Here is a 26667-nt window from a genome sequence, read left to right on the forward strand (position 1 = left end):
TTCTCTGCCGCTCCTCAGCGTCCAAGGACATCGAGCTGCTGGTGCTGCGGCACGAGGTCGCGGTGCTGCGCCGCACGAACCCCAAACCACGCTTCGACTGGGCCGACCGCGCCTACCTCGCCGTGCTGATCCGACAGCTACCCCGGCAACTGCGACGACACCATCTCATCACGCCCGACATCTGCGGTGGCACCGTCGGCTGGTGACGAAAAAGTGGACGTACCCGAACCGGACAGGCCTGTAGGTGCCAGCAATCTCATCCGTGCTGGTCAGTCCGCATGCGGGCACTGTCGTGGGTCCCTGCCGTTCGGCGGTGATGGTGGGGGCCTCGCCCGGTGATTGCGGGCCCGCTGCGGCCGACGCCAGGATGGTCCGGTGCTGCTGCGACTGCCCTACCTGGCCCTGACGAGCGTGTTCACCCTGATACGGCTCCTGCCGATGGGCGACCGCCACAAGGATGCCGAGATCTTGGCCCTGCGCCATCAACTCGCCGTTCTGCAGCGGCAGATAGACAAGCCGAAGCTCACCTGGCCCGACCGCGCGCTTCTCGCCGCTCTTCTGCACCGCCTCCCCCGAGGGCAACTTCATCGACTCCAGTTGATCGTCTCCCCCGACACGCTGCTGCGCTGGCACCGCGACCTGCTGCGCCGCCGCCACGCCAAGGCCTCACGCCCCAAGCGCCCGGGCCCACCGCGCACCGTGCGCTCCGTCCGCACCCTGGTGCTACGGCTCGCCAGCGAGAACCGCAACTGGGGCTACAGGCGCATCCACGGCGAGCTCGCCGCGCTCGGAATCAACGTCGCCGCCTCCACCGTGTGGAACATCCTCAAAAAGCACGGCATCGACCCCGCACCCGAACGCGACCACACCACCTGGGCAGCATTCCTTCGCTCCCAAGCACACGCCATCCTCGCCGCCGACTTCTTCGAGACCAAGACACTGACCGGGACGACCCTGTACGTCCTCGCGGTAATCGAGCACGCCACCCGGCGCGTGCGAATCCTCGGCGCGACCACGCACCCCATCGCGGCCTGGGTCACCCAACTCGCCCGAAACATGGTCATGGACCTTCAGGACACCGGCGGCAGGGCGAAGTTCCTGATCCGGGACCGGGACGCTCGCTACCCCGCCGCCTTCGACGCCGTCCTGCACGCTGAGGGTATCGGGGTCGTCCAGAGCGGCGTCCGGATGCCGCGGATGAACGTGATCATGGAGCGATGGGTACGTTCCTGCCGAACTGAGCTCCTCGACCGCACCCTCGTATGGAATCAGGCCCATCTACTCCACGCCCTGCGCGAGTACGAGCAGTTCTACAACCACCACAGGCCCCACCGCGCTCTCGCAAGCGCCGCGCCACTCCGCGCCCTGCCCGAACCGATCACCAGGCCCGACCGACTCTCCCACCTCGACGTCCACCGACGCGACCGCCTCGCCGGCATCCTGCACGAGTACCAACACGTGGCGTGACCAGCCCGGACCTAGTTCTTGGCACCTACAGGGGTGAGCCACGAATACACGCAGGTCGCATAGGGCGGGCGAGTTTCGGGCACCCACAGGCTCCGTGCAGCCTGCAGAGCGGAACCGAGCTGCGACCGGACCCTTCCGGGGGCTGCCCGAAAACCTTCACAGCGGGGACATGTCTCCCGCCCATGGATTTGGCGTGTCCATTGCTATGGGCTGCTAGCTTGATTGGTTGCGGGTTGCTCCGTGAGGTACGGCGCTGCGGACTTGATCCGTCGATCGTGTCGCCGCGAGCGCGCAGGTGGGGCAGTACGTACGGGGGACGGGGACCTTCATGGCGTGGGACGAGTGGGAACAGCTGAAGGCAGAGGTAGCGGAGCGGCACCGGAACGCGGCTGGCGCATCCGATCGGCCGTCGACGCAGATGCGGCTCAATGAGCTTGCCGCCCCTGACGGCGGTGGCGGAGGCCGCCCAGACATCGACATCAAGCAAAAGGGCGTGCGCGGCGCCGCCGACGACACCGAGACCCTGTCGCGCGATGCCATGAAGCGCCTGGATCATGCACTCGACACTAGTGACGAGGTGTACGCGGCGCACTACGGCAACGGCTGGCTCAGCCCCGTCCAGCTTCAGGTGTGTGCCCTGAACTGGGAGGAACACATGGTGTCCCTCGCCAGGCAGATGGGCGATCTGAGCGCGAAGTTGAGGGATTCGGCCAACGGCTACCAGGGTGCGGACCTCGAGGCGGAGGCCCGGCTGCGTGCCGCCGTCCAGGATCTACGGAAGGGGTGAGCGTGGTCTCGTACGAAGGCATCAACAACGCACGCCCGAGCAAGTGGAAGACGGCCTCGGACGAATGGCACTCGCTGGCCGGGTACGCACTGGCTGCGGCGAAGGACCTGCGTGACTACGGGGTCAAACCCCTCGCCGAGAATTGGACCGACGCGGTTGGCAAGGGCGCCGCGGGCAAGTTCGAGAACCTGGCCAACCAGTTCGAGGTGGCCTACGACATCCTCCTCGCCGTCAACATGGTCGCCGACGGCATGACCACAGCCATCGAGACCGCCCACAGCACCATGCGCGAGGCACAGCAGCTCGCCGACCAGTACGGCCTGACCATCGGCATCGACGGCACGATCACCGGCCCACCCGTGCACAACAGGACCGAGGCCGAGGAGATGGGCCCGTACCGCTCGCAGGTGCAGGACCTCATCAACCAGGCCGTCGAGCAGGTGACAACCGCCGACAAGCTGGCCGCCGCCGAGTTCACCAAGCTCGCGAACCAGACGGGTCTGACCGACCCCGACAAGGCACTCAACGAACTGCAGACCCACGCCTCACACACGCAGATGGACATGCTGGCCGCCGATATCCCCGTAGGTCAGGACCCGACGACGGTCCGGCAATGGTGGAGCGGTCTGACCGACAAGCAGCGCAAGGACATGATGCTGGCCGAGCCGGTCCTCATCGGCAATCTCGACGGCATCCCGGAGGATGTCCGCACAGACCTGCGCGGCAACGGCAAGTACGACCGCGTGAAACTCGTCCAGTACGCCCTGGACAACTGGGACAAGGGCGACCCCACCGATTTCGGCAACAACTGCACCAACTTCGTCTCCAACGCGCTGCACGCCGCCGGGATGAAGGAGAAGACGTCGTTCTGGGAAGGCACGACCGACGACGACAGCTGGATGATCGGCAACCCGAGCGGCATCGACTGGGTCGACAAGAAACTGGCCTACTCGGACAACTGGACTGCTGCCGAGAACAACCAGAACTTCATGCTCCGGCATGGTGGCCAGGAGGTCTCGCGCGCCGATGTGAAGCCGGGTGACATCCTCTACTACGAGCAGGCCGGCCCCAACGACTCCCTCGAGAAGGGCACCACGCACCACGCGGCGATCGTCACGGCGGTCATGCCGGATGGTGAGATCAAGTACACCCAGCACACCGACTCGTACCAGAATGTCAGCCTCGAAGGCCGGATCAACGCCACAGAGAAGCACGAAGGTGCGCAGAACGTCCGCATTGTTCGACCCAACCCCGACTGGTACTGATGTCAACGATGAGCCCCACCACGACTCCGTCCCGCAGCCGCAACGGCCTCCTCCTCGTCGCCGTTGCGCTGGCCGTCATATCGGCCGGGCTGCTCGCTGCTCACATCTCCTTCGACGGGGACACGTTCCAGAACTGCGAGTATCTGGGGCCTTCGACGAGGATGTACGTCACCGCGTGGGCAGGGCCCCTGTGCAGCGTCGCCGCGTTGGTGCTCACCTGCCGCCGCACCCCCCGTTTCACCGGCGCCCAGGTGACCCTCGTCTGCGTAGTCGCGCTGCTGCTGTTCGTCCAGCTCTTCGCGCTGTACTGGGTGTACGCGCCGGACCCGAGCGGTGGCACGGGCTGCTCGGGCCTCAGTCCTCTCATGCCGTAGCTGAGGGACTACGTCGACGTCCCGGTGCTTATTGACGAACAACTGTTGTCCGTCCAATCAACTCATCCTGTGCATACCACTTACGGGTTGATAGGCGGCAACAACAGAAACTCCCGACGCTGAACTTGTGGGGCTCAAAAACACGAATCTCATGCGGCTTTGAAGCCCGTCGCCATGAGGAACGGGACCCGGTCCCCGCGCATCGGTTCTACCGTCTGGATCATGCTCCGTATAGCACGTCATCAAGGGAGGCACACCGATCCGACCTTGACCCATCCTCCCTCGCACGGACAAAACGATGGCGCGCCGTCAGCGCCGTATGAGGTTCTTGCCGACCCGCCGCTGTCGGCTGATGTCGTTGGGTCGTGGATCGAAGCCCGTGTGGCACCGGATCGCGTGACGGTCTGGCCTTACGAGGTCTCACTCGGCTGGGGGGCCGTCAGCGCTTGTCGGTGGCTGCTGAGCGCCCGGCGCGCCTGCCGAGTACTGAACCGGCGGTGAGGCCGGAGCCGCCGGGGTAGTTGAACCAGAAGAGCCCGCCGACGATTTCGCCGGCCGCGTACAGCCCGGGGACGGGGTGGCCGCCCTGGTCCAGCACGCGCGCGTCGGCGTCGATCCGCAGCCCGCCGAAGGTGAAGGTGATGCCGCAGGTCACCGGGAAGGCGACGTACGGAGGAGTGGTCAGTGGCTGGGCCCAGTTGGACTTGGGAGGGGTGATGCCCTCGGTCCGGCAGCCGTCCTTGACCGTCGGGTCGAAGTCACCCGGGACAACGGAGGCGTTGAACCGGTCGACCGTGTCCGCCAGCTGGCCCTCGTCGATGTCGAGTTGCTTGGCCAGGCCCTCCACGGTGTCGGACTCGACCCTGGTGACGCTTGCTGAGGCGTACTCCTCGGGGCGCAGCAGCGTCGCGGACTTTGCGTCGAAGAGCTGGTAGGCGACACCCGCCGGTTGCTTGAGGATCTCGGCACCGTACTTGGCGTAGGTGTAGTTGCGGAAGTCCGCTCCCTCGTCGACGAACCGGCGGCCCTCGGCGTTGACTACGATGCCGAACGGGTAGCCGCCGCGGGTGAGTTGGTTGGTCAGCTCCCGGTCGCCGGTCGCTCGAGCCTGGCTGTCCCAGGCCACCGCGTGGCAGCCGCTCCAGTGGCCGTAGGGTTGCGCGCCGGCCGCGAGGGCCATGCGGATGCCCTCGCCGGTGTTGTGCGGGGTTCCGCGCACCAGGGCCAGGTCCCAGCCCGCGCCCAGGTAGCCGGCCCGCATCTGCGGGTTGGCCTCGAAGCCGCCGCTGGTGAGTATCACGCCGCCGGCCTCGATGCGCTGCCCGTCGGCGAGCATCACGCCGCGGACGGCGCCGTCGGGTCCGGTGTCCAGGTCGGTGACGGGGCTGTCGAAGCGGACTTCGACGCCGCTGCGATCGGCGGCGGCCAGGTGCTGGTCGATCATTCCTTTGCCCCCGCCGACCACGCCGACGGCCAGTCCGCCCCAGAACCGGTAGCGCCCGTCCACCTCGTAAGCCTGCCGGTGGAACATCAGCTCGAATCGCAGCCCCAGGTCGCGTAGCCAGGTCATCGTCTCGCGCGATTCACCGACCAGGATCCGGGCGAGTTCAGGGTCGGTCCTTCCCTGGGTCACCCGGGTCAGGTCGGCGAGGAAGTCGTCGTCGGTGTAGGGGGCGAGGTCGACGCGTCCTGCGCGGTCCGCGGGAAGCGGCTCGACCAGCGAGGTGAGGTCGGCGAGCCCGCGGTGGCTGGTGCGCATCGCCCCGGCAGTGAAGTAGGAGTTGCCTCCGGCCCACTGGCGGGGGGCCTTCTCCAGCAGCAGTACCTGTGCTCCCTGCTGTCGGGCGGACTGAGCCGCACTGAAGCCGGCGTTCCCGCCGCCGACCACGACGACGTCCCACTGCTCGGTCATGTGTACTCCCATGGGTTCGGTTAGCAGATGTCCGGATCGGAGTTCCTATCGGGCCTGGGGCGTACGGATCAGGGGCTTTGTGCGTACGCGCCGCAGCATGGATCTCTTTCACCAGGGCCCGGTGAGCGGGTCGACGGCTGTGCGGCCCGCCTGCCGGTCAGATACGACGATGCGCCAGCAGATGCCATCAGTACAATCGAAAGAAACTGATATTGCTTTCATGAATGCTTAAGGCGGTTGGGGTGAGCTTTGACGTACGACGCATGCTGGTGCTGGCCGAGGTGGCTCGCCGGGGCTCCATCACGGCGGCCTCGATTGCCCTGAGCTATACGCCCTCGGCGGTGTCCCAGCAGATCAGCAGGCTGGAAGCGGAGGCCGGGCAGCCGCTCATCGAGCGGCACCCCCGGGGCGTCACGCTCACCGAGGCCGGCCGCACTCTGGCCGAGCATGCTGCACGGATCGATCGCCAGCTGCGGGCCGCGCGCCGATCCCTCGATGACATCGCGGGCCTTTACAGCGGGACCTTGCACTTCGGCACCTTCCCCACCATCGCCGCATCCCTGCTGCCTCGCGTCGTGCGCGCCTTCCGCACCCGGCACCCGCAGGTTGAGCTGGTCGTGCACAGCGACCGCAACTCCGGCCTGATGGACATGCTGGAGAGCCGGGAGATCGAGCTGTCGTTGATGTGGGACTACCCGTGGCGGCGCCTGGACGAGACCAACCTCGATGTCATCCATCTGCTGGACGACCACACCTGCCTGGTCGTCGCCACCAGCCACCCGCTCGCCGCCCGGCACTCCGCCGGTTTTGAGGAGCTGGCCGAGGAGAACTGGATCGTGCGGGGCGATCACCCGGTCGCCGAGCTGCTCACCCGTAGCTGCCGTGCCGCAGGCTTCGAACCGAAGATCGCCTACCGGGCACACGACTACCAGGAGGCCCAGGCCATGGCGGCGGTCGGCCTGGGCATCACGCTCGCCCCGAGGTTCGCCCTGGCCGGCCTGCGGGATGACGTCACCACCATCGACCTGGGCCCCGCGGCCCCGGTTCGCCGCATCCTGCTCACCCGGCTGCGCGACAATCAACCGACACCGTCGGCCAAGGCCATCTCGGAACTGTTCATCGAGACCGCCGGGACCCTGCGTTCATAGGCAGGCGTTCCGTGATGTGACTGCCGGCGACCGGCCGCCGCCCCGGGGCGGTGCGGCATGCCCCAGGTCCCGTGGCCGCTGAGCTGCGCTAGAGGACGCAGGGGCGGCCGTAGGCGCCGCCGTGGACGCTGGCATGCCCCCTAGCACCAGGCGGGGACCGCTTCTTCACTGGTGACGCTGCGCCTGCCGAAAACTCCATCCACGCAGCTCGAGCAACATGTTGGTATTCATGGAGGACTCCGCCGAGGCGGTCTTTCCGACGTTGTAGGTGCCAGTAACCTCATCCGTGCTGGTCATGCTGTGTGTGAGCACAGTCGTGAGTCCCTGTCAGTCGGGGGTAACGGCAGGGACCTGCTCGATGATTGCCAGCTGTCTGCCGCCGACGCCGGGATGGTCTGGTGCTGCTGTGACTGCCGTACATGGCCCTGACGAGTATGTTCACCCTGATACGGCTACTGCCAATGGGCGCCCGCGACAAAGACGCGGAAATCTTGGCACTGCGCTATCAACTCGCCGTGCTGCAACGGCAGATCGACAAGCCGAAGCTCACCTGGCCCGACCGCGCACTACTGGCTACGCTGTTGCACCGCCTCCCCCGAGTACAACTTCATCGACTCCAATTGATCGCCTCACCCGATACGCTGCTGCGCTGGCACCGCGACCTACTCAGCCGCCGCCACACCAAGGCCTCACGTCCCAAGCGTCCCGGTCGACCGCGCACCCTGCGTTCCGTCCGCGTCTTGGTGCTTCAGCTCGCCCGGGAGAACCCGGTTTGGGGGTACCGGCGCATCCACGGCGAACTCGCGCCGCGGCCTGGGTGACCCAACTCGCCCGAAACGCGGTCATGGACCTTCAGGACACGGGCGCCAAGGTCACGTTCTTGATCCGGGACCGGGACGTTAGCTACCCGACCTCCTTCGACGCCGTCCTGTAGGCGGAAGGTATCGAGGTCGTACAGACCGGCGTCCGGATGCCGCGCATGAACGCGATCATGGAGCGATGGGTGCTTTCCTGCCGGACCGAGCTCCTCGACCGCACCCTCATCTGGAACCAGGCCCATCTACTCCACGCCCTGCGCGAGTACGAGCAGTTCTACAACCAGCACAGGCCCCACCGCACTCTCGCAAGCGCCGCGCCGCTACGTCCGCTGCCCGAACCGATCAGCGAACCCGACCGGCTCACCCACCTCGAGGTCCATCGACGCGACCGTCTCAGCGGCATCCTGCACGAGTACCAACATGCGGCGTGACCAGCCCGGACGTGGTTCTTGACACCTACAACGCTGCTCATCTGCGTCATGCCCTCGTACGCGGCGATCGGCGTGGCCGCGCCGATCGGCATCCTCGTGGCCCGGCTCAACCAGGGCTTCGCAGCGGGTGGGGAGTTCGGCAGCGCGACGGCCCTCATGGTCGAACTCATGCCGCGCCGAAGGGGCTTCGCGGCCAGCTGGCAGTTCACCAGCCAGGCCGCGAGCACGCTGCTCGCCGCACTCGCCGGCACCGTTCTCACCTCTGCCCTCAGCCCTGAACAGCTGGGCTCCTGGGGCTTCAGGATCCCGTTCGCCGTCGGCCTGCTCATCGCACCCGTGGGGATCTACATCCGCCGTACGGTCCCCGAGCCGCCCGCCGCCGCGCAGCACCGCACGCCGATCCGTACGGTGCTCCGCGGACACAAGACCGGCGTGCTGATCACCACCGGACTGCTCGCCGTCACGACCTGCCTCAACTACTTGTTCACGTACCTGCCGACGTACGCGACGAAGACGCTCGGGCTGCCCGACTCCACAGGCTTCATCGCGACCCTGACAGGCGGCCTGGTCCTGCTCGCGGTGACGAGTGTGGCGGGCCATTTCTCCGACAAGGTGGGCCAGATCGCCATCATGGTGCCGGCGGCGTGCAGCGTCCTGCTGCTCATCTACCCGATGTTCGAGCTCCTGGCGGCCGCGCCGTCGCTCGCTCTGCTGATCGGCGTCGTCATGGTGATGGCGCTCATGAAGGGCTGCTACTACGGGCCGATGGGCGCCCTGATGGGTGCGATCTTCCCCAGCGAGACGCGGGCGACCGGCATGGCCCTCGGCTACAACATCGGGGTCACCTTCTTCGGCGGGTTCACACCAATGATCATCACCTGGCTGCTCGACACGACCGGCCAGGCGGCCGCACCCGGCTACTGGGTGGCCATCGCGGCCATGGCGAGCCTCTGCAGCCTTGCCGTACTGCACCGCCAAGGACGCCGCCGATCCGTGCGGGGCTGAGCCCGACGGCCGCCAACTCTTCTGTTGCGCCGCCTCGTTGCGGGTGCCACTCGACGTGACCACCAACCCTTGACAGGCCGCATCATGCGAAGTGCAATATGTTGCATGCCAGTTCCGCAGAGCCGAGGACTCGTCTCCCGGTCGCTCCTTCGGGAGACGGCCTACCAAGCGATTCGGGACGCCATCGTCGACGGCACATTCGCTCCGGGGGAGCGTCTCAACGACGCGGCCCTTGTGGAGTGGTTGGGCGTCAGCCGCACTCCGGTCCGCGAGGCCCTCACCCGCCTCGAACAGATGGGCCTGGTGCAGACGAAGCCCGGCCGCTACACCCTCGTCAGTCCGCTGGACGTACGGGCCGTGCGCAACGCCCAGTCGGTCACCACGGCCATGCACGAACTCGCCGTACGCGAAGCTGTCCCCCACCTGTCCGCAACCGAACTCGACGCGATGCGGGACGCCAACGCACGCTTCGCTCACGCCCTGCGTGGCAATGACGCCGCGGCAGCGCTCGCCGCCGACGACGACTTCCACAACATCACCGTCACCGCCTGCGCCAACGACGCGGTGCGCACCGTCCTCGAGCAGTTCACCCCACTGCTGCGACGGCTCGAACGCGTCCACTTCTCCTCCCTGAGCGGACGCGGCTCAGTGGCCCAGCACGAGCGGATCATCTCCCTGTGCGAGGCCGGCGACACCGAAGGTGCCGTGGCCGCGACGCGCGCCAACTGGCAGACGTTGCGCCCCCTGCTCGACATCTCGCTCCCCGAAAGCCCTTGACCGGACGATGCCCCCAGCCCCAACAGCCCGTCTCTCGCATGGAGTTACCCATGCCCCTGAAGGACTTCGAGCGCCACCCCCTTCTGTTCGGTCACAGCCCGGTGCACCCCCTGGACCGACTCAGCGCGTACCTCGGCGGAGCCCGCGTCTGGGCCAAGCGCGAGGACTGTAACTCCGGACTCGCCTATGGCGGCAACAAGACCCGCAAGCTTGAGTACCTGATCCCCGACGTGCTCGCCCAGGGCGCCGACACCCTGGTGAGCATCGGCGGGGTGCAGTCCAATCACACGCGTCAAGTCGCGGCGGTGGCTGCCAAGTTGGGCCTCAAGGCCGTGCTGGTCCAGGAGAGCTGGGTGGACTGGCCCGACGCAGTCAACGACAAGGTCGGCAACATCCTCCTGTCCCGGATCATGGGCGCCGATGTCCGCCTCGTCCAGGCCGGTTTCGGCATCGGCTTCAAGGACAGCTGGCAGCAGGCCCTGGACGACGTACGCGCATCCGGCTCCACCCCGTACGCCATCCCGGCCGGCGCCTCCGACCACCCGCTCGGCGGCCTCGGCTTCGCCAACTGGGCCTACGAGGTGGAGCAGCAGGAGCGAGAGCTCGGCGTCTTCTTCGACACCATCGTGGTCTGCAGCGTCACCGGCTCCACCCACGCCGGCATGATCGCCGGCTTCGCCGGCCAGGACCGGCCGCGCCGCGTCATCGGCATCGACGCCTCCGCGAAGATCGGCGAAACCCGGTCCCAGGTGGAGAAGATCGCCCGGAACACCGCTGAACTCATCGGCCTGCGGCGGGAGTTGCACGACGTCGAGATCACCGTCCTGGAGGGCTGGGCGGGAGACCTGTACGGCATCCCCGTCGACTCCACCCTGGATGCCATCCGGCTCACCGGAGAGCTGGAGGGCGTGATCATCGACCCGGTGTACGAGGGCAAGTCCATGGCCGGCCTCATCGACCTCGTCCGCGACGGTGACATCCCCAAGGACTCCAACGTCCTCTACGCCCATTTGGGCGGCCAGCCCGCCCTCAACGCCTACAGCGGCGTGTTCGGCTGAACCGAGCACGACGGTTCGGGTCGCGGGCTTCAACCATATGGCGGCACGAGGGAGTCGGCATGCCTAGAGGCCTGGGGGCCTCCCCCAAGGCCGGGTAGTTAACGGATTCGCGCTGGTGGCAAGGGGTTTATGAGGTGCCTTGGCTGGTGTAGGCGGCGGGTCCGGCTTTGTCGGCGACGTCACCCTGGGCAGACGAAGCTGCGGCAGTAGTAGCGGTGCCACCAGGATCGGTGTTCGCTCAGCAGGCCCGTGGTGGAGGCGGCGAGGGTGCGGTCGACCGCGGCGAGGGCGAGGCGCGTGGTGCCGCTCGGCTCCTCCGGGTGCCGATACACGACATGGGCGGCCAGCACCCGGCGGGTGCCGTCGCTGCGCTCGCGCCAGGCCGTGGTCCAGCCGCCGCCCGCTATCAGCGGCTGCTCGACATAGGAGGTGCCCTCGGCAGTGCCGGTCGCGGGGTCCGGGGTGCCCACGTAGTCGGCGGGCTTGTCCTTTGTGCGCGACGTGGTGGCGGGCATCCAGGTGAAGGACCAGGCCGCGTCCTCTTCCCCCGGGCTCGGCTCGGTGAACGCCACCAGCGCGTCACGGGAGTTGTGCACCATGATGCTGAACGCGACGCTGCCCCGGACCGTTGTGATGGTGCCGCGCAGTTCGGCGTTGTACAGGTCGAGGGTCCAGTCGACGGCCGTGATCTCGCCGGAGAGGCTGAGGGTGAGACAGCCGATCGGCAGCCGGGAGTAGCCGATGGCCGCACGCCACTGCCCGCGCTGGTCCTGCACCTTGGTGTGGCTGAGCATCACCTGGAGGGTGTTCGCGGCGACGCCCTTGGAGACGACGGCGCCCAGCAGCCCGTTGCCGAGCAGTGAGCCTTTTTCAACCTCAGTTGCAGCAGGTCAGGTGCAGGACGAGGACGGCTTGGACGAGGTGGGTTATGCGGGTGGTGGAGCACGGAGGCTTGCGCAGTAGCCGCCAGGTCTTGAGGGCGGCCATGGCCTGTTCGACGAGTGCGCGGATCTTGGCGTGTGAGCGGTTGACCGCTTGCTGACCTGTGGACAGCGTCTCCCAACGGCCCCAGTAGGGCAGCCGTATGGTGCCGCCGGCGCCTCGGTAGCCCTTGTCCGCCCAGCAGGGCACGCGAGCCTCCGCAAGGGCGTCGATGATGCCGTGCGTCCGGGCCGCCTTGATGTCGTGGACCGCGCCCGGCAGTACGGGTGCGGCCCACAACAGTCGCCCGGCGTGGTCAGCGATGACCTGCACGTTCATTCCGTGTTTCTTGTGCTTGCCGGAGTAGAAAGGGCGGTCGGCGGCAACGCGGTCGATCGGCAACAGTGTGCCGTCCAACATCACGAACGCCTTGGTTGAGGCGGTCATCATGGCCTGAGCCAGGGTCGGGGCCCGGGTGGCCAAGATCTCGACGGCTTCGGCGATGTAGCGGTAGGCGGTGGTGGTGCCGATACCGAAGCCGGCGGCGAGCTGAGCGTAGGTGTGGCCGGATCGCAAGTGTGCGAGGACAAGCAGGGCCTGCCGTCCGGCGGTCAGACGACGCCATCGGGTGCCGCGTTCCCGGCGGCTGGTGCGCAGGCGGGCGGTCAGGAAGCGCAGGCTCTCGGTGGACACATCGACGCCGGAAGGATAGACAAGCACGCGGAAACTCCTGACGGACAGGCGATCTTGGTCGTGAACCCGTCTACCATGAGCTTATTCACGTCTCACCGCCGCCCCACCCCTCAACTACCCACCCCGCCGAATCAGGTTGGACGCGGCCCGTGTCCGTGGGTGGTTCGTCGATGTGGCGACCAATGTGATCGCGGGGATGGCCCTCACACTGCATGAGCCGGGCCGGGATGCGGCACTGGCCGCGTTACGGATACGAAGGCATGGCTCAAGTGGAGACGGGGGTGCGGGACAGTGCGGTGCGCAGAGCGAAGATGCCGAGCAGGCCGCCTGCCGTGAACCGCTGGGCGGTCATGACGCGGGGCCGGGCGGCCAGAAACCCGGACACCCGTGCTGCACCCAACATGATCACAGCGTTCACGGTGATCCCCACAATGATCTGTACACCGCCGAGCTGGAGCAGTTGCTTCCAGGCCGGACCCGCCTGAGGGTTCAGGAACTGCGGAAGTAGGGCGGCGTACAGCAGAGCGATCTTAGGGTTGAGCAGGTTGGTCAGCAGCCCCATCGAAAACAGTCGGACGTCGGAGACCGGGGTCAGGTCCTGGGCCGGGGCGAAAGGCGAACGGCCGCCGGGCTTGAGCATGCCCCAGGCGAGGTAGGCCAGGTAGACGGCCCCGGCAAGCTTGACCACTGTGTAGGCCACCGGCACGGCAGTGAACAGCGCGGACAGGCCCGCAGCCGCGGCCAGCAGGTAGCACAGGAAGCCCACGGCGGTTCCACTGAGGCTGACCAGACCCGCCCTGCGGCCTTGGGTGATCGCGCGGGATGCGAGGTGGATCATGTTCGGTCCCGGAGTCAGGGCCATGCCTAGTTCGACCAGAGCCACTCCTCCCACTGCGGACAGAGTGATCACCGGTCAACCTCCTGGTAGTTCGTCGGGTGCCTGGCACCCCGGAGTGGGGATGCGCCCACTGCAATGGATAACCGGCGCATCTACAGCGCCTGCTTCGCCCACCGCAGGATACGGCCTTGCCATTCGGCACATCCACGCTCGCTGTCCGGCTGCCCTACTGGGGCCGCTGGGAGACGCTGTTCACAGGTCAGCAAGCGGTCAACCGCTCACACGCCAAGATCCGCGCACTCGTCGAACAGGCCATGGCCGCCCTCAAGACCTGGCGGCTACTGCGCAAGCTTCGGTGCTCCACCACCCGCATAACCCACCTCGTCCAAGCCGTCCTCGTCCTGTACCTGACCTGCTGCAACCGAGGTTGAAAAAAGCTCACGGTCTGGGCGCATGATGAGGTAGCAGCTGCACTCGGGAGGTGACCTCTCACCGAGTAGTGTGACGTCCTTGAGCCTACTCAAGGTGCCTCAGCGGACCGATCTGACGAGGGCCCGACACCATGTGCACGCAAACCTTTCCTTCGCCTCAACAATCGTGTGTACAGCATGAGTTGAGTCGCCACTCAAGGGATCCCTCTGGCATCATCTAACCCTGCGCCGGCCCGGGCGAGTGAGCCGCCCGGCCGCCAGTCGTGCGCGCACGCCAGTTGTCGGAGGGGTACATGGACGCATCATCGCTTGCAGTGGCGGTCGCCACAGCCGTCGGACAGGGTGCGTTGAACAGCGTCGGCACTCGCGCAGTGGACAACGCACTGGAGATGATTCGGCACCGTTTCCGGCGCGACTCCGAGGCCACAGCGACCATCGATCACGCCGCCTCGGACCCCACGGCTCTCGCCACGGCGTTGGTACGGTATATCGAGACCGATCCGGACTTCGCTGCGGACCTGCTTGACTGGCTGAACGCGGCCGACCCTAGCCCCGCCCGTGAGATCTCCAACCAGGTCTCCGGCACGGTGCACGGGTCCGTCATCCAGGGCCAGAACGTGAACCTCAAGGGGCGCTTCTCGTTCCGCGGCTCTCGAGGCCAAGGGCGATAGTTCGGTGGGATCACACGGGTCGCGTTCCAGGTCCACCTCCGGCTCTCCGTCCCCTGCCGTCCCCGCGCCCGCCGCGTCAGATTCCAGCGACCGCACCAGCAACGAGATTTCCGACGGCTCTCGGGTGGGCGGCGACGCGTACCAGGCAAAGCACATGACCTTTGGCGCCCACCGCGCGGCGTTCACTGTCGTGGCGGTGGTGGCGGTCGCTGGCCTGCTGACCGCCGTTGCCCTCGCGTTGATCAACAAACCGGATGGCGACAAGAGCACATCCTCACCGTCCGCCGATCGGTCCGCCCCGGCGGTGCCCACAGGTACGGCACAGGGCACCAGCGCCAAACCGACGGCCACGAAGAAGCCTGCGTCAGCGACCGTGGAGTTCGCGGAGACGAACACCTACTGCTCGGGGTGGAGATCGACACCCGAAGGTTCCGAGGTCCTCAAGGCGCGTGGTTGTGTTCGTGTCACCGGCCATGACGCCGCGTTCGGCGTGGCTGTGAGGAACGACAGTAAGGATCAAGTCACGGCATCCGTACTGGTGCAGTACCTGTACGGGGGCAATCCGAAGGACTGCCCGCTGAGTCGGTATCCGGCCGAAGGGATTGTCATCAACCCCGGCGACACCTGGTACAGCAGCATGGCGAACTGCTCCGTGCCCAACCTTGGAACCCAACAGTTCCAGGCCGTCTCGACCGCAGTTGAGAACCCCGACGGGACGACGAGCATGAATAGCGGCAGGAACGTGTATTCGCCGAGCATGTCCATCAGCTCCACCGGCGGGCTCGCATGCCGCCATATGGACGACACTTGGGGCACCTGCGCACCGTTCGAGTACGTCTCCGGAAGCTGAGTACTCCCTGCGACGTCGGCGGGAAGTCCATACTCCTGTGCCCTTGTCGCGGAAGCGGGCAGGATCGCCGGGGCGTTGAACGCAGCCGATTCGCACTGCGCGGCCGTGGCGGCCCTCGGGGACTGGCGATATCTCTTCGGGCGGTAGCCGCGACCGACGCCTGCCCTTGCCGATAATCTCATCCATGCAGGTGGAAGCGGGTTTCGGTGCCAGCCATGATCACCCGCGTCAGCGCTCTCGCACAGGGGCGGTGGAGGCGGCATGATGATCGGCCGTGCTGTTGAGACTGGCGTACCTGGGTGTGACGAATGCGGTCGCGATGCTGCGACTGCTGCCGATGAGCGATCGCGAGAAAGATGCCGAGAGCCTGGCCCTGCGCCATCAGATCGGCGTTCTGGAACGGCAGCTGAACGGGCAGCAGCTTCGGTTCCACGCGAGCGACCGGGCGTTCCTGGCATCGCTCCTCCATAGCCTGCCACGGGAGGTGTTGCGCCGGATGCGGCTGCTGGTACGGCCAGTCACGGTACTTCGCTGGCACCGCAACGTCATCGCCCGCCGACACGCCGCTCGATCCCGGCCGAAGCGCGGAGGCCGGCCCCGCACCGTGCGCTCGGTCCGGGTGCTGGTGCTGCGCCTGGCCAGGGAGACCCCAAGCTGGGGCTAGCGGCGCCTACACGGAGAGGTGCTCGTACTCGGCGTGAAGGTGGCAGCATCCACGGTTTGGGAAATCTTGAAGGAGGCCGGCATAGACCCAGCTCCCAAGCGGACCTCGACCACCTGGGCGGACTTCCTGCGCTCCCAGGCCGACGCGCTCCTGGCATGCGACTTCTTCGAAACCGTCACCCTGGCCGGGACCCGCTTGTACGTGTTCGCCGCGATCGAGCACGCGAACCGCCGGATCCGGATCCTGGGCGCCACCGCGCACCCGACCGCGTCCTGGGTAGTCCAGGCCGCGAAGAATCTCGTCATGGACCTCGAAGACGCCGGCTGCCGAGCCCGCTACCTGATCCGCGACCGGGACGGAAAGTTCCCGCAGCTGTTCGACGACGTGCTCAACGATGCGGGCATCGAAGTGGTGCTCAGCGGCATCCGGATGCCGCGTATGAACTCGATCACGGAGCGGTGGGTTCAAACCTGCAGGCGAGAAACGCTGGACCGCACGTTGATCTGGAACCAGCGCCATCTCCTGTACGCCCTGAGCGAGTTCGAGACGTTCTACAACGAGCACAGGCCGCACCAGGGCCTCGCCAACGCCCGCCCTCCACCCGCTGCCCACCCCTATCGAAGACCCAGACCGGATCGCCCGCCTAAACATACGACGACGAGCACGACTTGGCGGCACGCTCCACGAGTACCAACATGCTGCCTGACCAGCGTGGATGAGGTATTCGGCAAGCGCAGCGCTGGTAGTCCACCGACACCACCGACCAGGCCACCCCTTCACACCGCACCGGCACCTGCGACTCGGCTTCGCCGCGCCGACTGCGCGTCCGCATCTCGCGGATCCGCGGTGACCTCTGTGTCGGCGGTGTTGCCGCCCTCGGCCTCGGCGGTCGGCGACGCGGCCGCCGAACGCTGGGGCGTACAGGTCGGCGACCGGGTCGCGGTCGAGGTACTCGTGCCGTGCCGGGCCTGCCGACGCTGCCTGTCGGGCCAGTACATGTCCTGCGCACAGCGCCGCGCCACGCACGGTTGTACGCCGCTCGACCGGGCGCCGGGCCTGTGGGGCGGGCTCGCCGAGTACCTGTACCTGCAACCGAACGCGGTGCTGCACAATGTACGCGGCGATCTGCCGCCCGAAGTCGCGGTCATGTACAACCCGTTGGGGGCGGGCGTGCGGTGGACCGCGCACCTGGGGCAGGTCGGCCTCGGCGACACCGTCGCCACCCTCGGCGCGGGCCAGCGCGGCATCCTCGCCGCCGCGGCGAAGGCGGCGGGGCGCATCCACCGTCGTCGTCACCGGGCTGGCAGCCGACGCGCACAAGCTGGCGCTGGCCCGCGAGTTCGGCGCGGACCACACCGTCGTCGTCGACGAGCAGGACACCGTCACCCGCATCACCGAGATCACCAACGGCGAACTGGCCGACGTGGTCCTGGAGATGACACCGATGGCCGGCCAGCCGCTGGACGACGCGCTGCGTGCCGCCCGGCACGGCGGCCGCATCGTCGCCGGCCTCAAGGGCGGCGCGAAGATCCCGCTCGACTCCGACCTCATCGTCAACAAGGCGCTCACCCTCGTCGGGGCGTACGGCGTCGACTCGCGTGGCTACGCGGAGGCCATCCGCCTCCTGGAGTCCGGCAGCTCCCCCTTCGAGAAGCTGCACACCCACACCTTCGAACTGGCTGACACCGTCGAGGCCTTGGACGCCCTGGCCGGTGAGGTCCCCCCGGCGAGGAGGCCGTCCACGCCGCCGTCCGACCGGGAGCCTGACCACGCACGGGGACGGGGCGCGTGATCTCCGGTGAGGACCTGGACATGGTGCCGCTCGGCGGGCCCGGCCGGCACAGGCCGGCCGGGCCCGCTTCGGGTCAGAACGGGTAGTGCGGCAGCTCCGCGCGGAGGGTGAGCCACTGTGTCTCGGTGAAGGCCTCCAGGTTGGCCTGGGGGCCGCCATGGCGCGAGCCGGTGCCTGAGGCACCAACGCCGCCGAAGGGGGCGGTGGGCTCGTCGTTGACGGTCTGGTCGTTGATGTGGACCAGGCCGCTGGGGATGCGATCGGCGAGGCGCAGTGCGCGGCCGAGGTCGCCGGTGAGGATGCCGAGGGACAGACCGTACTCGGTGGCACCGGCCAGCTCGACGGCCTCGTCCTCGGTCTCGAACGTCGTCACGGGCGCCACTGGACCGAAGATCTCTCGGGTGAAGGCGGGCGCGGTGGCGGGGACGTCGCCGAGGACGGTGGGCCGGTAGAAGAGCCCGTCGTACGTGCCGCCGGCGGCCAGCCGTGCGCCGGCCTCGACGGTGGCGGTGACGCCGACCACGCCGACGGGCACCCGGCGGGCCATGCTGAGCTGCGGCTGGGCGGTGCGCAGCAGCTCCCCGTACGGATGCGAGGCCAGGCCCGCCGCCTCGTGGCACTCCTCGGCCGCGGTGGCGGTCTGGAAGTGCGTGAGGCCCGGGGCCGCGCCGGTCTCGGCGGCGAGCCAGCCGCCGATCTCCTCGGCGTGCTGCTCGAACAGCTCGCCGGCCCGGCGCAGCACCGCGGCCCGCTCCTGGTGCGGCCGGGCGGCCCAGGCCCGCTGCGCGTCGGCGGCGGCGCCGGCCGCCGCGGCGACGTCCTCGGGGCCTGCGGCGCCCACGGTGGCGAGCCGTTCGCCGGTGGCCGGGGAGGTGACGGGCAAGGTGCCGGCACCGCCGCGCCGCCAGCCGCCGGCGAGCATCCGTTCCTGCCAGGTGCCGTCCTTGAGCAGAGTCATCCGCAATCTGTCCTTACGTTTCCAGGGGGTCGTGATCCCACGGCGGATGCCGTGGGATACGGGAAGGTCAAGCGGCCGTCGGAGCGGAGTCCCTGGGGGCCTTGGGGGCCGCGGCGGACTCCGTCACGCCGTCGCGCGGGCCGCCGGTGCCGTAGCTCTTCAGGTAGACCGCGCCGCAGATGCCCGCGAGGACCGCGCTCGCCGCGGCCAGCCACCAGAAGGCGATGAAGCCGTCCGCCGAGGGGAGTTTGCCGCCGGGGAGGCGGTTGGACGCGAGCAGTGCGGCGAAGAGGGCGCCGGATATGGAGCCGCCCACGCCCTGGGAGAGGATCGGGGCGATGCCGTAGACCCGGCCGACGTGCTGGGGCGGGATGTCCTCGACGTACATCAGCGCCCACACCGGGCCGATCAGGCCGGTGCCCGCGCCGATGACCACGATCGCGGTGACGACCTCGGCCAGGCTGCCGTGCGAGGCGATCAGGAGCAGGTAGCCGAGGGCCTGCACCGCCGGGCCCGCGACCAGGAACATGCCCTTGCCCCAGCGGGCCGTGAGGCGGCCGATCACCGGGCCGAAGCCCAGCATCAGCAGCTCGGCGGGGAGGATGAGCAGCGCCGCCGTCAGGCCGGACCTGCCCAGGCCGCCGAGGCCGGGGACCGGCGGCATCTGGATGAACGTGGAGGTGGAGGCCATCGAGCCGAAGATGGCGAAGCCCACGAAGACGGAGGAGATGTTGGCGATGGTGATGGGCCGGGAGAAGAACACCTTCAGGTCCACCAGCGGTTCGCGGGTGCGGCGTTCGATCGCCACCCAGACGGGAAGGGCGAGGACGCCGAACGCGCACAGGCCCAGGAATCGGGCCGAGCTCCAGCCCCACTGAGTGGCATACGAGAAGGCGATGGCGAGCGCCGCCACCGGGAGGACGAAGCCGATCGCGCCCGGGATGTCGACGGCCCGGATCCGCCTGTCCGGGATCGTGGGCGTGGCCGGCACGGCTGTCGCCACCAGCGCGAGGCCCAGCGCGGGCACCGCCGCCGACACCCAGAACAGGGTGCGGAAGCCGTTTGCCTCGTCCACCAGCAGCGCCGCCATGATGCCGCCGCCACCGGCGCCGGCGAAGAGCGACGCCGCCTTGATGGGCAGGCCGATCCGGCGCAGGGTCGGAGTGAAGTGCTCGTTGACGATGGCCGAGGTCATCGGCGTGGCGGCGGCGCCGATGCCTTGCAGTCCGCGGCCGAGCAGCAAGGTGGGCAGGTTCTCGCTGAGGGCGGCGATCGCGCCGCCGACGACGACGCAGGCCACGGCGACCAGCAGGATCTGCTTGCGCCAGCCCCGGATGTCGGCGAGTCGGCACAGCGACGGGATGAACAGGGCGCCGGTGAGGAAGGTGGAGATCGTCACCCACACCGCCTGCACCTCGTCGAGGCCGTACTCCCGCTGCACTTGCGGCAGGAGGGGCACGAGCATGTTGGTGGAGACGGCGTAGCCGAGCGTGACGTAGACGAACACCACGAGGACGGCCCGCATACGGGGTGCCGAGTACGGTGCGTTCACAGTCGCTCCTTTGCGACTCGGGCAGAGCTCAGGCGGAGGGTCAGGCGGGCGGGAGTCCGAAGACGTGCTCGGCGTTGGTCTGGAAGAACGCGCGCAGCTCGGCGTCGGGGAAGGGCAGGTCGTCCTGGGCGCGCACCTCGTCGGCGACGTACTGGTACGGGTAGTCCATGGCGTACATCACGCGGTCGGCGCCGAGGACTTCGTGGACGAAGCGGATCGCGGGCTGCCAGGCCATGCCGGAGGTGGTGACCCAGACGTTGCGGCGCAGGTATTCGCTGGGCTTGAGCTCCAGCGGCGGCATCGCCTCGTAGCGGCCCGCCTTGACGCTGGCGGCGTGCATAAAGTCCAGACGCGGCAGCCAGAACGGCAGCGCCTCGCCGAGATGGCCGACGACCACACGCAGCCGTGGGTGCCGGTCGAAGACGCCGGAGGTGATGAGCCGCAGCAGGTGCATCCCGGTCTCGACGGCGAATCCGTAGATCGCGCCGTCGAGGCCCGCCTCCAGGAGGGGGCCGATCAGGCCCTTGGAGGGGGTGTTGGGGTGGAGGTAGATCGGGGTGCCGAGGTCTTCGGCGGTGGCCAGGATCGGCTCGAAGCGCGGGTCGTCCAGATAGGCGCCCTGGGTGTGGGAGTTGACGATGACGCCGCGGAAGCCGAGGTCGCGGTGGCCGCGGGTGATCTCCGCGGCGGCCTTGCCGGGATCCTGCGGGGCGATGGCGGTGAGGCCGGTGTAGCGGTCGGGGTGGCGGCGGCAGGCGTCGGCGAGCACGTCGTTGGCCTGCTCGGCGAGGGCGACCGCACGACCCGAGTCGAAGATCTGCACCCCGGGCGAGGTCAGCGACAGGATCGCCCGGTCGATGCCGGTGGCGTCCATGTCGGCCAGGCGGCGCTCGCCCAGGTCGACGAGGCGTTCGCGCAGCAGCCGGGCGCGCGGGCTGTCGCCGGCGTAGAAGCCCCAGAGGCTGCTGAAGCCGGGGTCGTCGGCCTCGCCGGAGTCCAGCAGCGTGCGGTACTCGGCGAGGAGTTCGGGGGTGGCGAAGGCTTCTTCGGTGGCGATGCGCAGGTAGCCGCGGTCGCCGCCGGTGGTGAGGTCGTGCATGCAAGGTCCTTTGCGGGTTTACGAGCTGCGAGTCAGCCCGGTCCAGTGCTGAAGACCGGGCAGGGCGCCCGGAGGGTCGACGCGGACGACGGCCTGCGGCTCCTGGCAGGCCCGTACGGACGGCAGCCCGTGGTTGCGGCCGATGCCGGACTGCTTCATGCCGCCGAAGGGGACGGCCATCGGCGAGGCGCCGACGCGGTGGACGTTGACGAAGGCGCTGCCGCACTCCAGCCGGCGGGCCACGGCGGTGGCGTGGTCCACATCTGTGGACCACACGGACCCCGCAAGCCCGTACTCGGTGTCGTTGGCGAGCCGTACCGCCTCGTCCTCGTCGTCGAAGGCGAGCACGGGCACGATGGGCCCGAACTGCTCGGTGGTGACCAGTTCGGCGCCGGGGTCGATGCCGGTGACGACGGTGGGCAACTGGAACCAGCCGTGGTCCCACGCCTCGCCCCGCACTCCGACGGTGGCCACGTGGGCGCCCGCCTTCTCGGCGTCGGCGCGCAGCCGCGCCGTCCGCTCGCAGCCCTCGCGGGTGGCCAGCGGCCCCATGTGCGTACGCGGGTCGAGTCCGTCGCCGACGACGATCTGCGCGGCGAGGTCGGTGTAGGCCGCGACGAACTCGTCGTGGCGCGACCGATGGACGTAGATCCGCTTGACGTTGTAGCAGATCTGCCCGGCGGCGCTGAACGTGCCCGCGATGAACTCCCGGGCCAGCTCCTCCGTGATGTCCGCCGACTCCAGCACCAGCGCCGCGTCGTTGCCGCCCAGTTCCATGCCGAGTGACTTGAGGTTCCCGGCGGCCGCACGCATCACGGCCCGCCCGGTGGCGACGGAGCCGGTGAAGAGGATCTTCCGTACGCGGGGGTGTGCGGTGAGCGCGGCGCCCGCCCCGTCGCCGCGGCCGGGGACGCTGTTGACGACCCCCGGCGGCAGCACCCGCGCCACCGCGGCGAGGGTCCGGCTCAGCGCGAGCGGCGCGATCTCCGGGGGCTTGACGACGACGGTGTTGCCGGCGATGAGGGCGGGCCCGAGCGCCATGAAGGCCAGGAGGACGGGCGTGTTCCAGGGCGCGATGACGCCGACCGGGCCCATCGGCACGTGGTGGACGAGCGCCGGACCGATGCCGGTGGCCAGCTCCTCCTCGGCGTCGACCTGCGCGGCGAGCGCGGCGAAGGACCGCAGCAGGTTCCCGGCGCCGCCGGCGTCGACGCGGGCCTCGCCGAGGACCTTGCCGGTCTCCCTGGTGATGAGCACGGCCCGCTCCTCGACGGAGGCGTCCAACTCGTCGGCGGCCCGGAGCAGATACGCGGCCCGCTCGGCTGCGGTCAGGGCAGCCCACCCGGGAAAGGCCTCGTGGGCGGCCCGCACCGCCGCGTCCACGTCGTCCGCCCCGCCCCGCGCATAGCGCCCGACGACCTCGCGGGTACGGGCCGGGTTGACGACATCGTCGTATGCGATGCCGTGCCGTGGCTCCCCCGCGATCAGGACCGGCGCGGTGCTCACTGCTGCTTCCATTCCTCGCGGGTGACCGGGTGCGGGTAGTGGAAGGGGACGACGTCGGTGGACGGCCACAGCTCGTGCGGCTTGTCGACCAGCTCGTCGGGGCCGACTGGATTCTCCGGGAAGGCGACGTCCTCAGGCACGAAGTGCTGCTCGCTGCGGGCCCAGCCGGTCTCGAAGTCGGCGTGCCAGAGCGGCTGGTAGTTCAGCCGCTGGATCTTCCAGACGCCGTCGACCCGCAGGTACTCGTTCTCGTAGATGCCGCCCTCCCACCACTGGTCGCGGCTGCTGCGCTGCTCGCCCGCGGCCTTGACGGTGTAGTGCGTGCCGGCCTGCATCAGGGTGCGCAGCCGCGCCCGGGCGCTGCCGCCGTCCTCTGAGACGGTGATGACGTCCTGCAGCTGCGGGTGGTCGAGCAGGAAGCCCTGCATCGGACCGTTGCGGCCGTCGGTGAACCTCTGCCGGAAGCGCTGAAGGTACAGCCGTTCGGCGCCGGCGCGGCCGCGGTAGACGCCGCCCATGAAGACGATCTGGCAGTCCTCGGTGAAGAGCTCGACGACCTCGGAGTAGAGGGTCTTGTCGAGGTAGTAGCCGTACGCGTGCTGCAGATTGCGGATGGCGAGCAGGGACTCGACACGGTCGAGCCGCCGGGCGAGTTCCTCGAGGGTGACGGTCACGGTTCCTCCGTATGTGGCGTGTGTGGTGGGAGCAGGCGGTCAGACGGCGCGGTGGGCGAGCTCGGCGGCGGTGATCCAGTTGCCGTGCAGCCCGTAGGGGACGCGCATCGGGAAGCGCAGGGTGGCGACGGGCGGGGCGGAGATGTCGCGGGCGTCGAGGATGAGCAGATCGCTGCGGTTCTCGGCGAGGCGGCCGACGACGGCGAGGACATATCCCTCGCCCTCGGCGGCGTCGTCGTGGGCGGGGATGAACACGGGCTCGGCGACGGATGTGTGGTCGCCGGCGTAGTGCGTCGTGGTGGCACCGGTGCGGTGGTCGACGGCCGCCACCCAGCGGAAGCCGCCGCCCGGCCGCTCCTGGCCGGGCACCTCGTATGCGGCCATGACGCCCCAGTGGTACGGGAGGGTCTCGTGCCGGTCGTCCATCCGCGGGAACTCGCCGGCCGTGTCCGTCAGCCGCTTTTCCGTGAAGCCGTCCTCGGGCGCCGCCTGGGTGTCGACGGTCCAGCGCGACAGGAAGCCCTTGGTGCGCGCCGGGTCGTACGGGGCACCGGACAGGTCCGGGAAGAAGGGAAAGTAGCTCGACTCGGAGACGGGTGTGTCCACATGGACGTGCCGGCCGTCGTCCCAGGCGCCCATGATGTGGCTGGCGAACCGGTTGGAGGCCCGGTACCAGCGCACGTCCCGCGCCCGGCCCTTGCGCGGCAGCACCCCGAGGTACACGTCCTTCGACGGGTCCCAGGCGAAGATCGGCTCGCCGGCCTTGAGTCGCTCCGCGTCGCTGACCAGCGGGATGATCGGGAAGACCACGAAGTTCTGGGTGACGGCGAAGTCGTGGACCATGCTCGCGTACGGGGCGGTGAGCCAGGTCTCGTGCACGATGCGGCCTTTGGCGTCGGCCTCGTAGTAGGCGATGTCCGGCGTGGTCTCGCCCTTCGCGGCGTACCCGAAGAACACCATCTCCCCCGTGCGTGGGTCGAACTTGGGGTGTGCGGTGCAGGTTTCGGAGGTCAGGGCGCCCTCGAAGGTGTCCTCGCCGAGGGTCTCCAGGGTGTCCGGGTCGATGCGGATCGGCGGGCTGTCCTCCTTCGCCGCGAAGAGCTTGCCGGCGTGCCAGAACACGTTGGTGTTGGCCAGACCGCGGCGCATCCCCGCCACGGCGGGGTCGTCGGTGTGGGCGTTGCGGTAGGCGCCGAACAGCGCGCGCCGCGCCTGTGCCTGGGCGACGAAACGGGGGGTGCGCACGTAGCGGCTCTTGAAGTCGACGTGGCCGTCGCGAAAGCGCATCGACATGACCATGCCGTCGCCGTTGAACTTGATGTCGTCGCCGAGCAGCGGCGGCCACTGGTGGTCCGCGACCACCCGGTAGTACGTGCCGTCGAGCTGTGCGGGCACCTCTCCCTGCACGCATTCGACGTCCATGATGTCGGCCTCCACCCGCATCGGGGCGTTGGCGCCGGTGAACACCGGGGTCTCCGGGAATCGGGGCGCGGGCATGCGGCATCTCCAAAGGGCGTGCGGGGCTGGTGAGTTGACGGGGCGGCCCTCCGAGGCGAGCCCAGTGACCCTCGTCACAGTCAGGTAAACAGCGGATTTCCTGCGGCAGCAAGGAAACTCCCTACGATTCCTCTATGCGGAAATCACCGGGTCAGGAACCGTCCACCGGAGTCCTCCAGTCGGCGGACCACGCGCTGCGGCTTGTCCTGTTGGTGGCTCAGCGCGGCTCCGTGACCCTCTCCGAAGTGGCGGCCGAGCTGGGCGTCGGCGCCTCCACCGCGCACCGGCTGCTGCGCACGTGCAAGCACGTCGGCTTCGTACGGCAGGACCGTCCTGGCGCGCCGTACATCACGGGGCCCGCGGTCCTGGAGCTGTCCCTGGCCACGACGGCGGCGATCAGCCTCCGGGACGCCGCCGATCCCGTCCTGCGCGAACTCGCCGCGCAGGCAGGGGAGACGGCGGGCCTCGTCGTCCTCGAAGGTCCCCGGATCCGGTTCGTGTCCTGCCTGGAGGGCCGCGGCCGGGACCGGGTGGCCTCGCGCGTGGGCGTCGTGCTCCCCGCACACCGCACGGCCGGCGGCAGGGCGATGCTCGCCTGCTACGACGAGGAGGAGCTGCGCCGCCGCATTCCGGGCCCGCTGCTGAGCGAGGACGGCGCGGACTGGCCGGGCCTGCTGCGCGACTTGGAACGGATACGCAAGCGCGGCTGGGCGGCCGCCTTCGGCGACAGCGACCGCGGTGTGGCAGCAATCGGCGCGTGCGTGCGCACGGGCACGGGCGAGCCGCGCGCCGCGGTGACGCTGGCGGTGCCCCGGGCGCGGATGTCCACAGGGCGGGAGGCGAGCGCGATGGCCCCCATGGTGGCCGCGGCGGCGGAACGCATCGAGCGACGGCTGCGCGGTGCGTCGGCCTGAGAGCACCGGACGCCTCGCGGGTTCAGCGGCTCGGGCGGGTCATGCCGCCGCCCTCGACGGTGAGGACGTGCCCGGAGACCCAGCGGGCCTTGTCGCTGGCCAGGTAGAGGGCGGCGTAGGCGATGTCCCAGGGGGTGCCCTCGGTGCCGAGGGTGATGGCGCGGCGGCGTGGTTCGCGCATCCCCTCGGCCATGTTGGCGGCGGCGAAGGAGGACCAGATGCCGCCGACCTGGACGGCGTTGACGCGGATGCCGCGCGGGCCGAGGGTGGTGGCGGCGCCCTTGGTCAGGTTCTCCAGGCCCGCCTTGGCGACGGTGTAGACCATGGCGGGTCCGGTGCCGCGGGCGCCGACGGAGGAGACGTTGACGGTGGCGGCGCCCGCGGGCGGACCGGCCGCCGACCTGCTGCTTCCCGTCGAACTGGCGGCGCTGTGCTGGGCCGAGGTCGATCCTGACGAGCACGAGACTTGGGTGGTCCACCGGGGCGACTGTCCGGTCGTCGCCGACGACGGGTCCTCACCCTGGCGGTGAGCCCCTGGCCGTGAGGCTCCGTGGTCCCCGAAGGG

General features: G+C 68.9%; 25 protein-coding genes and 4 pseudogenes. 18 read left to right on the forward strand and 11 right to left on the reverse strand.

The annotated features are described in order from the left end of the window. Positions 1 to 41 precede the first annotated feature (41 nt). From ACWIGU_RS00570 to ACWIGU_RS00590, 5 genes are all read left to right on the forward strand, one after another. Positions 42 to 206 carry a hypothetical protein gene (locus ACWIGU_RS00570; protein ID WP_454395966.1) on the forward strand — a complete coding sequence of 55 codons (165 nt, stop codon included), beginning with the start codon at positions 42 to 44 and terminating at the stop codon, positions 204 to 206. Between the two features lie 169 nt (positions 207 to 375). After that, positions 376 to 1467 (forward strand): integrase core domain-containing protein, encoded by a 1092-nt coding sequence (locus ACWIGU_RS00575; RefSeq protein ID WP_454395968.1) that lies wholly within the window; start codon positions 376 to 378, stop codon positions 1465 to 1467. Between the two features lie 328 nt (positions 1468 to 1795). Further along, positions 1796 to 2254, forward strand: coding sequence for a hypothetical protein (locus tag ACWIGU_RS00580; RefSeq protein WP_454395970.1), 459 nt, complete (start codon positions 1796 to 1798; stop codon positions 2252 to 2254). 2 nt (positions 2255 to 2256) lie between these two features. Further along, the gene (locus tag ACWIGU_RS00585; RefSeq protein ID WP_454395972.1) at positions 2257 to 3519 is read left to right on the forward strand and encodes an amidase domain-containing protein; all 1263 of its coding nucleotides are present in this window, start codon (positions 2257 to 2259) and stop codon (positions 3517 to 3519) included. A gap of 8 nt (positions 3520 to 3527) precedes the next feature. After that, positions 3528 to 3893: a hypothetical protein gene (locus tag ACWIGU_RS00590; protein ID WP_454395974.1), complete on the forward strand. Its 366-nt coding sequence runs from the start codon at positions 3528 to 3530 to the stop codon at positions 3891 to 3893. 439 nt (positions 3894 to 4332) lie between these two features. Here the strand turns inward: ACWIGU_RS00590 and tcuA are convergent, their stop codons facing one another. Continuing rightward, the gene (gene tcuA, locus ACWIGU_RS00595) at positions 4333 to 5805 is read right to left on the reverse strand and encodes an FAD-dependent tricarballylate dehydrogenase TcuA (RefSeq protein ID WP_454395976.1); all 1473 of its coding nucleotides are present in this window, start codon (positions 5803 to 5805) and stop codon (positions 4333 to 4335) included. A gap of 263 nt (positions 5806 to 6068) precedes the next feature. Here tcuA and ACWIGU_RS00600 point away from each other — a divergent pair, with 263 nt between their 5' ends. From ACWIGU_RS00600 to ACWIGU_RS00620, 5 genes and pseudogenes are all read left to right on the forward strand, one after another. Continuing rightward, positions 6069 to 6953 carry a LysR family transcriptional regulator gene (locus ACWIGU_RS00600; protein WP_454395978.1) on the forward strand — a complete coding sequence of 295 codons (885 nt, stop codon included), beginning with the start codon at positions 6069 to 6071 and terminating at the stop codon, positions 6951 to 6953. A 461-nt stretch (positions 6954 to 7414) separates the two neighbouring features. Further along, positions 7415 to 8202 (forward strand): annotated as a pseudogene (locus ACWIGU_RS00605) (integrase core domain-containing protein). A gap of 18 nt (positions 8203 to 8220) precedes the next feature. Then, complete coding sequence (locus ACWIGU_RS00610; protein ID WP_454395980.1) at positions 8221 to 9207, forward strand: MFS transporter; 987 nt, start codon at positions 8221 to 8223, stop codon at positions 9205 to 9207. Between the two features lie 105 nt (positions 9208 to 9312). Then, on the forward strand, positions 9313 to 9984 hold the full coding sequence (locus tag ACWIGU_RS00615; RefSeq protein WP_454395982.1) for a GntR family transcriptional regulator: 672 nt from the start codon (positions 9313 to 9315) through the stop codon (positions 9982 to 9984). Between the two features lie 50 nt (positions 9985 to 10034). Continuing rightward, positions 10035 to 11042 carry a 1-aminocyclopropane-1-carboxylate deaminase gene (locus ACWIGU_RS00620; protein WP_454395984.1) on the forward strand — a complete coding sequence of 336 codons (1008 nt, stop codon included), beginning with the start codon at positions 10035 to 10037 and terminating at the stop codon, positions 11040 to 11042. A 179-nt stretch (positions 11043 to 11221) separates the two neighbouring features. Here the strand turns inward: ACWIGU_RS00620 and ACWIGU_RS00625 are convergent, their stop codons facing one another. The 3 genes from ACWIGU_RS00625 to ACWIGU_RS00635 form a co-directional block, all read right to left on the reverse strand. Further along, positions 11222 to 11836, reverse strand: a complete 615-nt coding sequence (locus ACWIGU_RS00625; RefSeq protein WP_454395986.1) for a hypothetical protein — start codon at positions 11834 to 11836, stop codon at positions 11222 to 11224. Positions 11837 to 11918: 82 nt separating this feature from the next. Next, positions 11919 to 12683 carry an IS5 family transposase gene (locus ACWIGU_RS00630; protein WP_454395988.1) on the reverse strand — a complete coding sequence of 255 codons (765 nt, stop codon included), beginning with the start codon at positions 12681 to 12683 and terminating at the stop codon, positions 11919 to 11921. 238 nt (positions 12684 to 12921) lie between these two features. After that, complete coding sequence (locus tag ACWIGU_RS00635; RefSeq protein ID WP_454395990.1) at positions 12922 to 13566, reverse strand: LysE family translocator; 645 nt, start codon at positions 13564 to 13566, stop codon at positions 12922 to 12924. 143 nt (positions 13567 to 13709) lie between these two features. Here ACWIGU_RS00635 and ACWIGU_RS00640 point away from each other — a divergent pair. From ACWIGU_RS00640 to ACWIGU_RS00665, 6 genes and pseudogenes are all read left to right on the forward strand, one after another. Beyond that, positions 13710 to 13925: pseudogene (locus ACWIGU_RS00640) on the forward strand (transposase family protein); the annotation flags it as partial. Between the two features lie 293 nt (positions 13926 to 14218). Beyond that, positions 14219 to 14596: a hypothetical protein gene (locus tag ACWIGU_RS00645; RefSeq protein ID WP_454395992.1), complete on the forward strand. Its 378-nt coding sequence runs from the start codon at positions 14219 to 14221 to the stop codon at positions 14594 to 14596. Between the two features lie 154 nt (positions 14597 to 14750). Further along, the gene (locus tag ACWIGU_RS00650) at positions 14751 to 15446 is read left to right on the forward strand and encodes a hypothetical protein (protein WP_454395994.1); all 696 of its coding nucleotides are present in this window, start codon (positions 14751 to 14753) and stop codon (positions 15444 to 15446) included. A 274-nt stretch (positions 15447 to 15720) separates the two neighbouring features. Next, positions 15721 to 16816, forward strand: a pseudogene (locus tag ACWIGU_RS00655) (integrase core domain-containing protein). Between the two features lie 209 nt (positions 16817 to 17025). Beyond that, positions 17026 to 17205, forward strand: a pseudogene (locus ACWIGU_RS00660) (alcohol dehydrogenase catalytic domain-containing protein); the annotation flags it as partial. A gap of 16 nt (positions 17206 to 17221) precedes the next feature. After that, entirely contained in the window at positions 17222 to 17902 is a 681-nt protein-coding gene (locus ACWIGU_RS00665; protein ID WP_454395996.1) for a zinc-binding dehydrogenase, read from the forward strand. A 73-nt stretch (positions 17903 to 17975) separates the two neighbouring features. Here ACWIGU_RS00665 and ACWIGU_RS00670 read toward each other — a convergent pair whose 3' ends face one another. The 6 genes from ACWIGU_RS00670 to ACWIGU_RS00695 all read right to left on the reverse strand — a co-directional run bounded on the left by ACWIGU_RS00670 (position 17976) and on the right by ACWIGU_RS00695 (position 25188). Beyond that, positions 17976 to 18860, reverse strand: a complete 885-nt coding sequence (locus tag ACWIGU_RS00670; protein ID WP_454395998.1) for an aldehyde dehydrogenase family protein — start codon at positions 18858 to 18860, stop codon at positions 17976 to 17978. A gap of 67 nt (positions 18861 to 18927) precedes the next feature. Beyond that, positions 18928 to 20412: an MFS transporter gene (locus ACWIGU_RS00675; protein ID WP_454396000.1), complete on the reverse strand. Its 1485-nt coding sequence runs from the start codon at positions 20410 to 20412 to the stop codon at positions 18928 to 18930. Positions 20413 to 20452: 40 nt separating this feature from the next. Next, entirely contained in the window at positions 20453 to 21511 is a 1059-nt protein-coding gene (locus tag ACWIGU_RS00680) for an amidohydrolase family protein (protein WP_454396002.1), read from the reverse strand. Positions 21512 to 21529: 18 nt separating this feature from the next. Beyond that, entirely contained in the window at positions 21530 to 23017 is a 1488-nt protein-coding gene (locus ACWIGU_RS00685) for an aldehyde dehydrogenase family protein (protein WP_454396004.1), read from the reverse strand. Next, complete coding sequence (locus ACWIGU_RS00690; protein ID WP_454396006.1) at positions 23014 to 23691, reverse strand: nuclear transport factor 2 family protein; 678 nt, start codon at positions 23689 to 23691, stop codon at positions 23014 to 23016. The genes ACWIGU_RS00685 and ACWIGU_RS00690 overlap by 4 nt, the downstream gene beginning before the upstream one ends. 39 nt (positions 23692 to 23730) lie before the next feature. Further along, the gene (locus tag ACWIGU_RS00695) at positions 23731 to 25188 is read right to left on the reverse strand and encodes a carotenoid oxygenase family protein (protein WP_454396008.1); all 1458 of its coding nucleotides are present in this window, start codon (positions 25186 to 25188) and stop codon (positions 23731 to 23733) included. Positions 25189 to 25322: 134 nt separating this feature from the next. On the opposite strand from ACWIGU_RS00695, the gene ACWIGU_RS00700 reads away from it, so the two are divergent. Then, positions 25323 to 26102: an IclR family transcriptional regulator gene (locus ACWIGU_RS00700; protein ID WP_454396010.1), complete on the forward strand. Its 780-nt coding sequence runs from the start codon at positions 25323 to 25325 to the stop codon at positions 26100 to 26102. A gap of 22 nt (positions 26103 to 26124) precedes the next feature. Here the strand turns inward: ACWIGU_RS00700 and ACWIGU_RS00705 are convergent, their stop codons facing one another. Continuing rightward, entirely contained in the window at positions 26125 to 26427 is a 303-nt protein-coding gene (locus ACWIGU_RS00705; protein WP_454396011.1) for an SDR family NAD(P)-dependent oxidoreductase, read from the reverse strand. On the opposite strand from ACWIGU_RS00705, the gene ACWIGU_RS00710 reads away from it, so the two are divergent. Further along, a complete protein-coding gene (locus tag ACWIGU_RS00710) occupies positions 26426 to 26632 on the forward strand; it encodes a hypothetical protein (RefSeq protein ID WP_454396013.1) in 207 nt (68 codons plus the stop codon). The genes ACWIGU_RS00705 and ACWIGU_RS00710 overlap by 2 nt on opposite strands. The last annotated feature ends 35 nt before the right edge of the window (positions 26633 to 26667 follow it).

It is taken from the genome of Streptomyces sp. NPDC055400 (assembly GCF_053644375.1).

Bases quoted from the DNA above. Each gene is read 5' to 3' on its own strand.
- ACWIGU_RS00580 (WP_454395970.1), top strand. From the start codon at position 1,796: ATGGCGTGGGACGAGTGGGAACAGCTGAAGGCAGAGGTAGCGGAGCGG.
- tcuA (WP_454395976.1), bottom strand. From the start codon at position 5,805: ATGACCGAGCAGTGGGACGTCGTCGTGGTCGGCGGCGGGAACGCCGGC.
- ACWIGU_RS00590 (WP_454395974.1), top strand. From the start codon at position 3,528: ATGAGCCCCACCACGACTCCGTCCCGCAGCCGCAACGGCCTCCTCCTC.
- ACWIGU_RS00705 (WP_454396011.1), bottom strand. From the start codon at position 26,427: ATGGTCTACACCGTCGCCAAGGCGGGCCTGGAGAACCTGACCAAGGGC.
- ACWIGU_RS00625 (WP_454395986.1), bottom strand. From the start codon at position 11,836: ATGCTCAGCCACACCAAGGTGCAGGACCAGCGCGGGCAGTGGCGTGCG.
- ACWIGU_RS00680 (WP_454396002.1), bottom strand. From the start codon at position 21,511: ATGCACGACCTCACCACCGGCGGCGACCGCGGCTACCTGCGCATCGCC.
- ACWIGU_RS00645 (WP_454395992.1), top strand. From the start codon at position 14,219: ATGGACGCATCATCGCTTGCAGTGGCGGTCGCCACAGCCGTCGGACAG.
- ACWIGU_RS00600 (WP_454395978.1), top strand. From the start codon at position 6,069: ATGCTGGTGCTGGCCGAGGTGGCTCGCCGGGGCTCCATCACGGCGGCC.
- ACWIGU_RS00615 (WP_454395982.1), top strand. From the start codon at position 9,313: ATGCCAGTTCCGCAGAGCCGAGGACTCGTCTCCCGGTCGCTCCTTCGG.
- ACWIGU_RS00710 (WP_454396013.1), top strand. From the start codon at position 26,426: ATGGCGGGTCCGGTGCCGCGGGCGCCGACGGAGGAGACGTTGACGGTG.
- ACWIGU_RS00665 (WP_454395996.1), top strand. From the start codon at position 17,222: ATGTACGCGGCGATCTGCCGCCCGAAGTCGCGGTCATGTACAACCCGT.
- ACWIGU_RS00700 (WP_454396010.1), top strand. From the start codon at position 25,323: ATGCGGAAATCACCGGGTCAGGAACCGTCCACCGGAGTCCTCCAGTCG.
- ACWIGU_RS00650 (WP_454395994.1), top strand. From the start codon at position 14,751: ATGACCTTTGGCGCCCACCGCGCGGCGTTCACTGTCGTGGCGGTGGTG.
- ACWIGU_RS00670 (WP_454395998.1), bottom strand. From the start codon at position 18,860: ATGACTCTGCTCAAGGACGGCACCTGGCAGGAACGGATGCTCGCCGGC.
- ACWIGU_RS00620 (WP_454395984.1), top strand. From the start codon at position 10,035: ATGCCCCTGAAGGACTTCGAGCGCCACCCCCTTCTGTTCGGTCACAGC.
- ACWIGU_RS00695 (WP_454396008.1), bottom strand. From the start codon at position 25,188: ATGCCCGCGCCCCGATTCCCGGAGACCCCGGTGTTCACCGGCGCCAAC.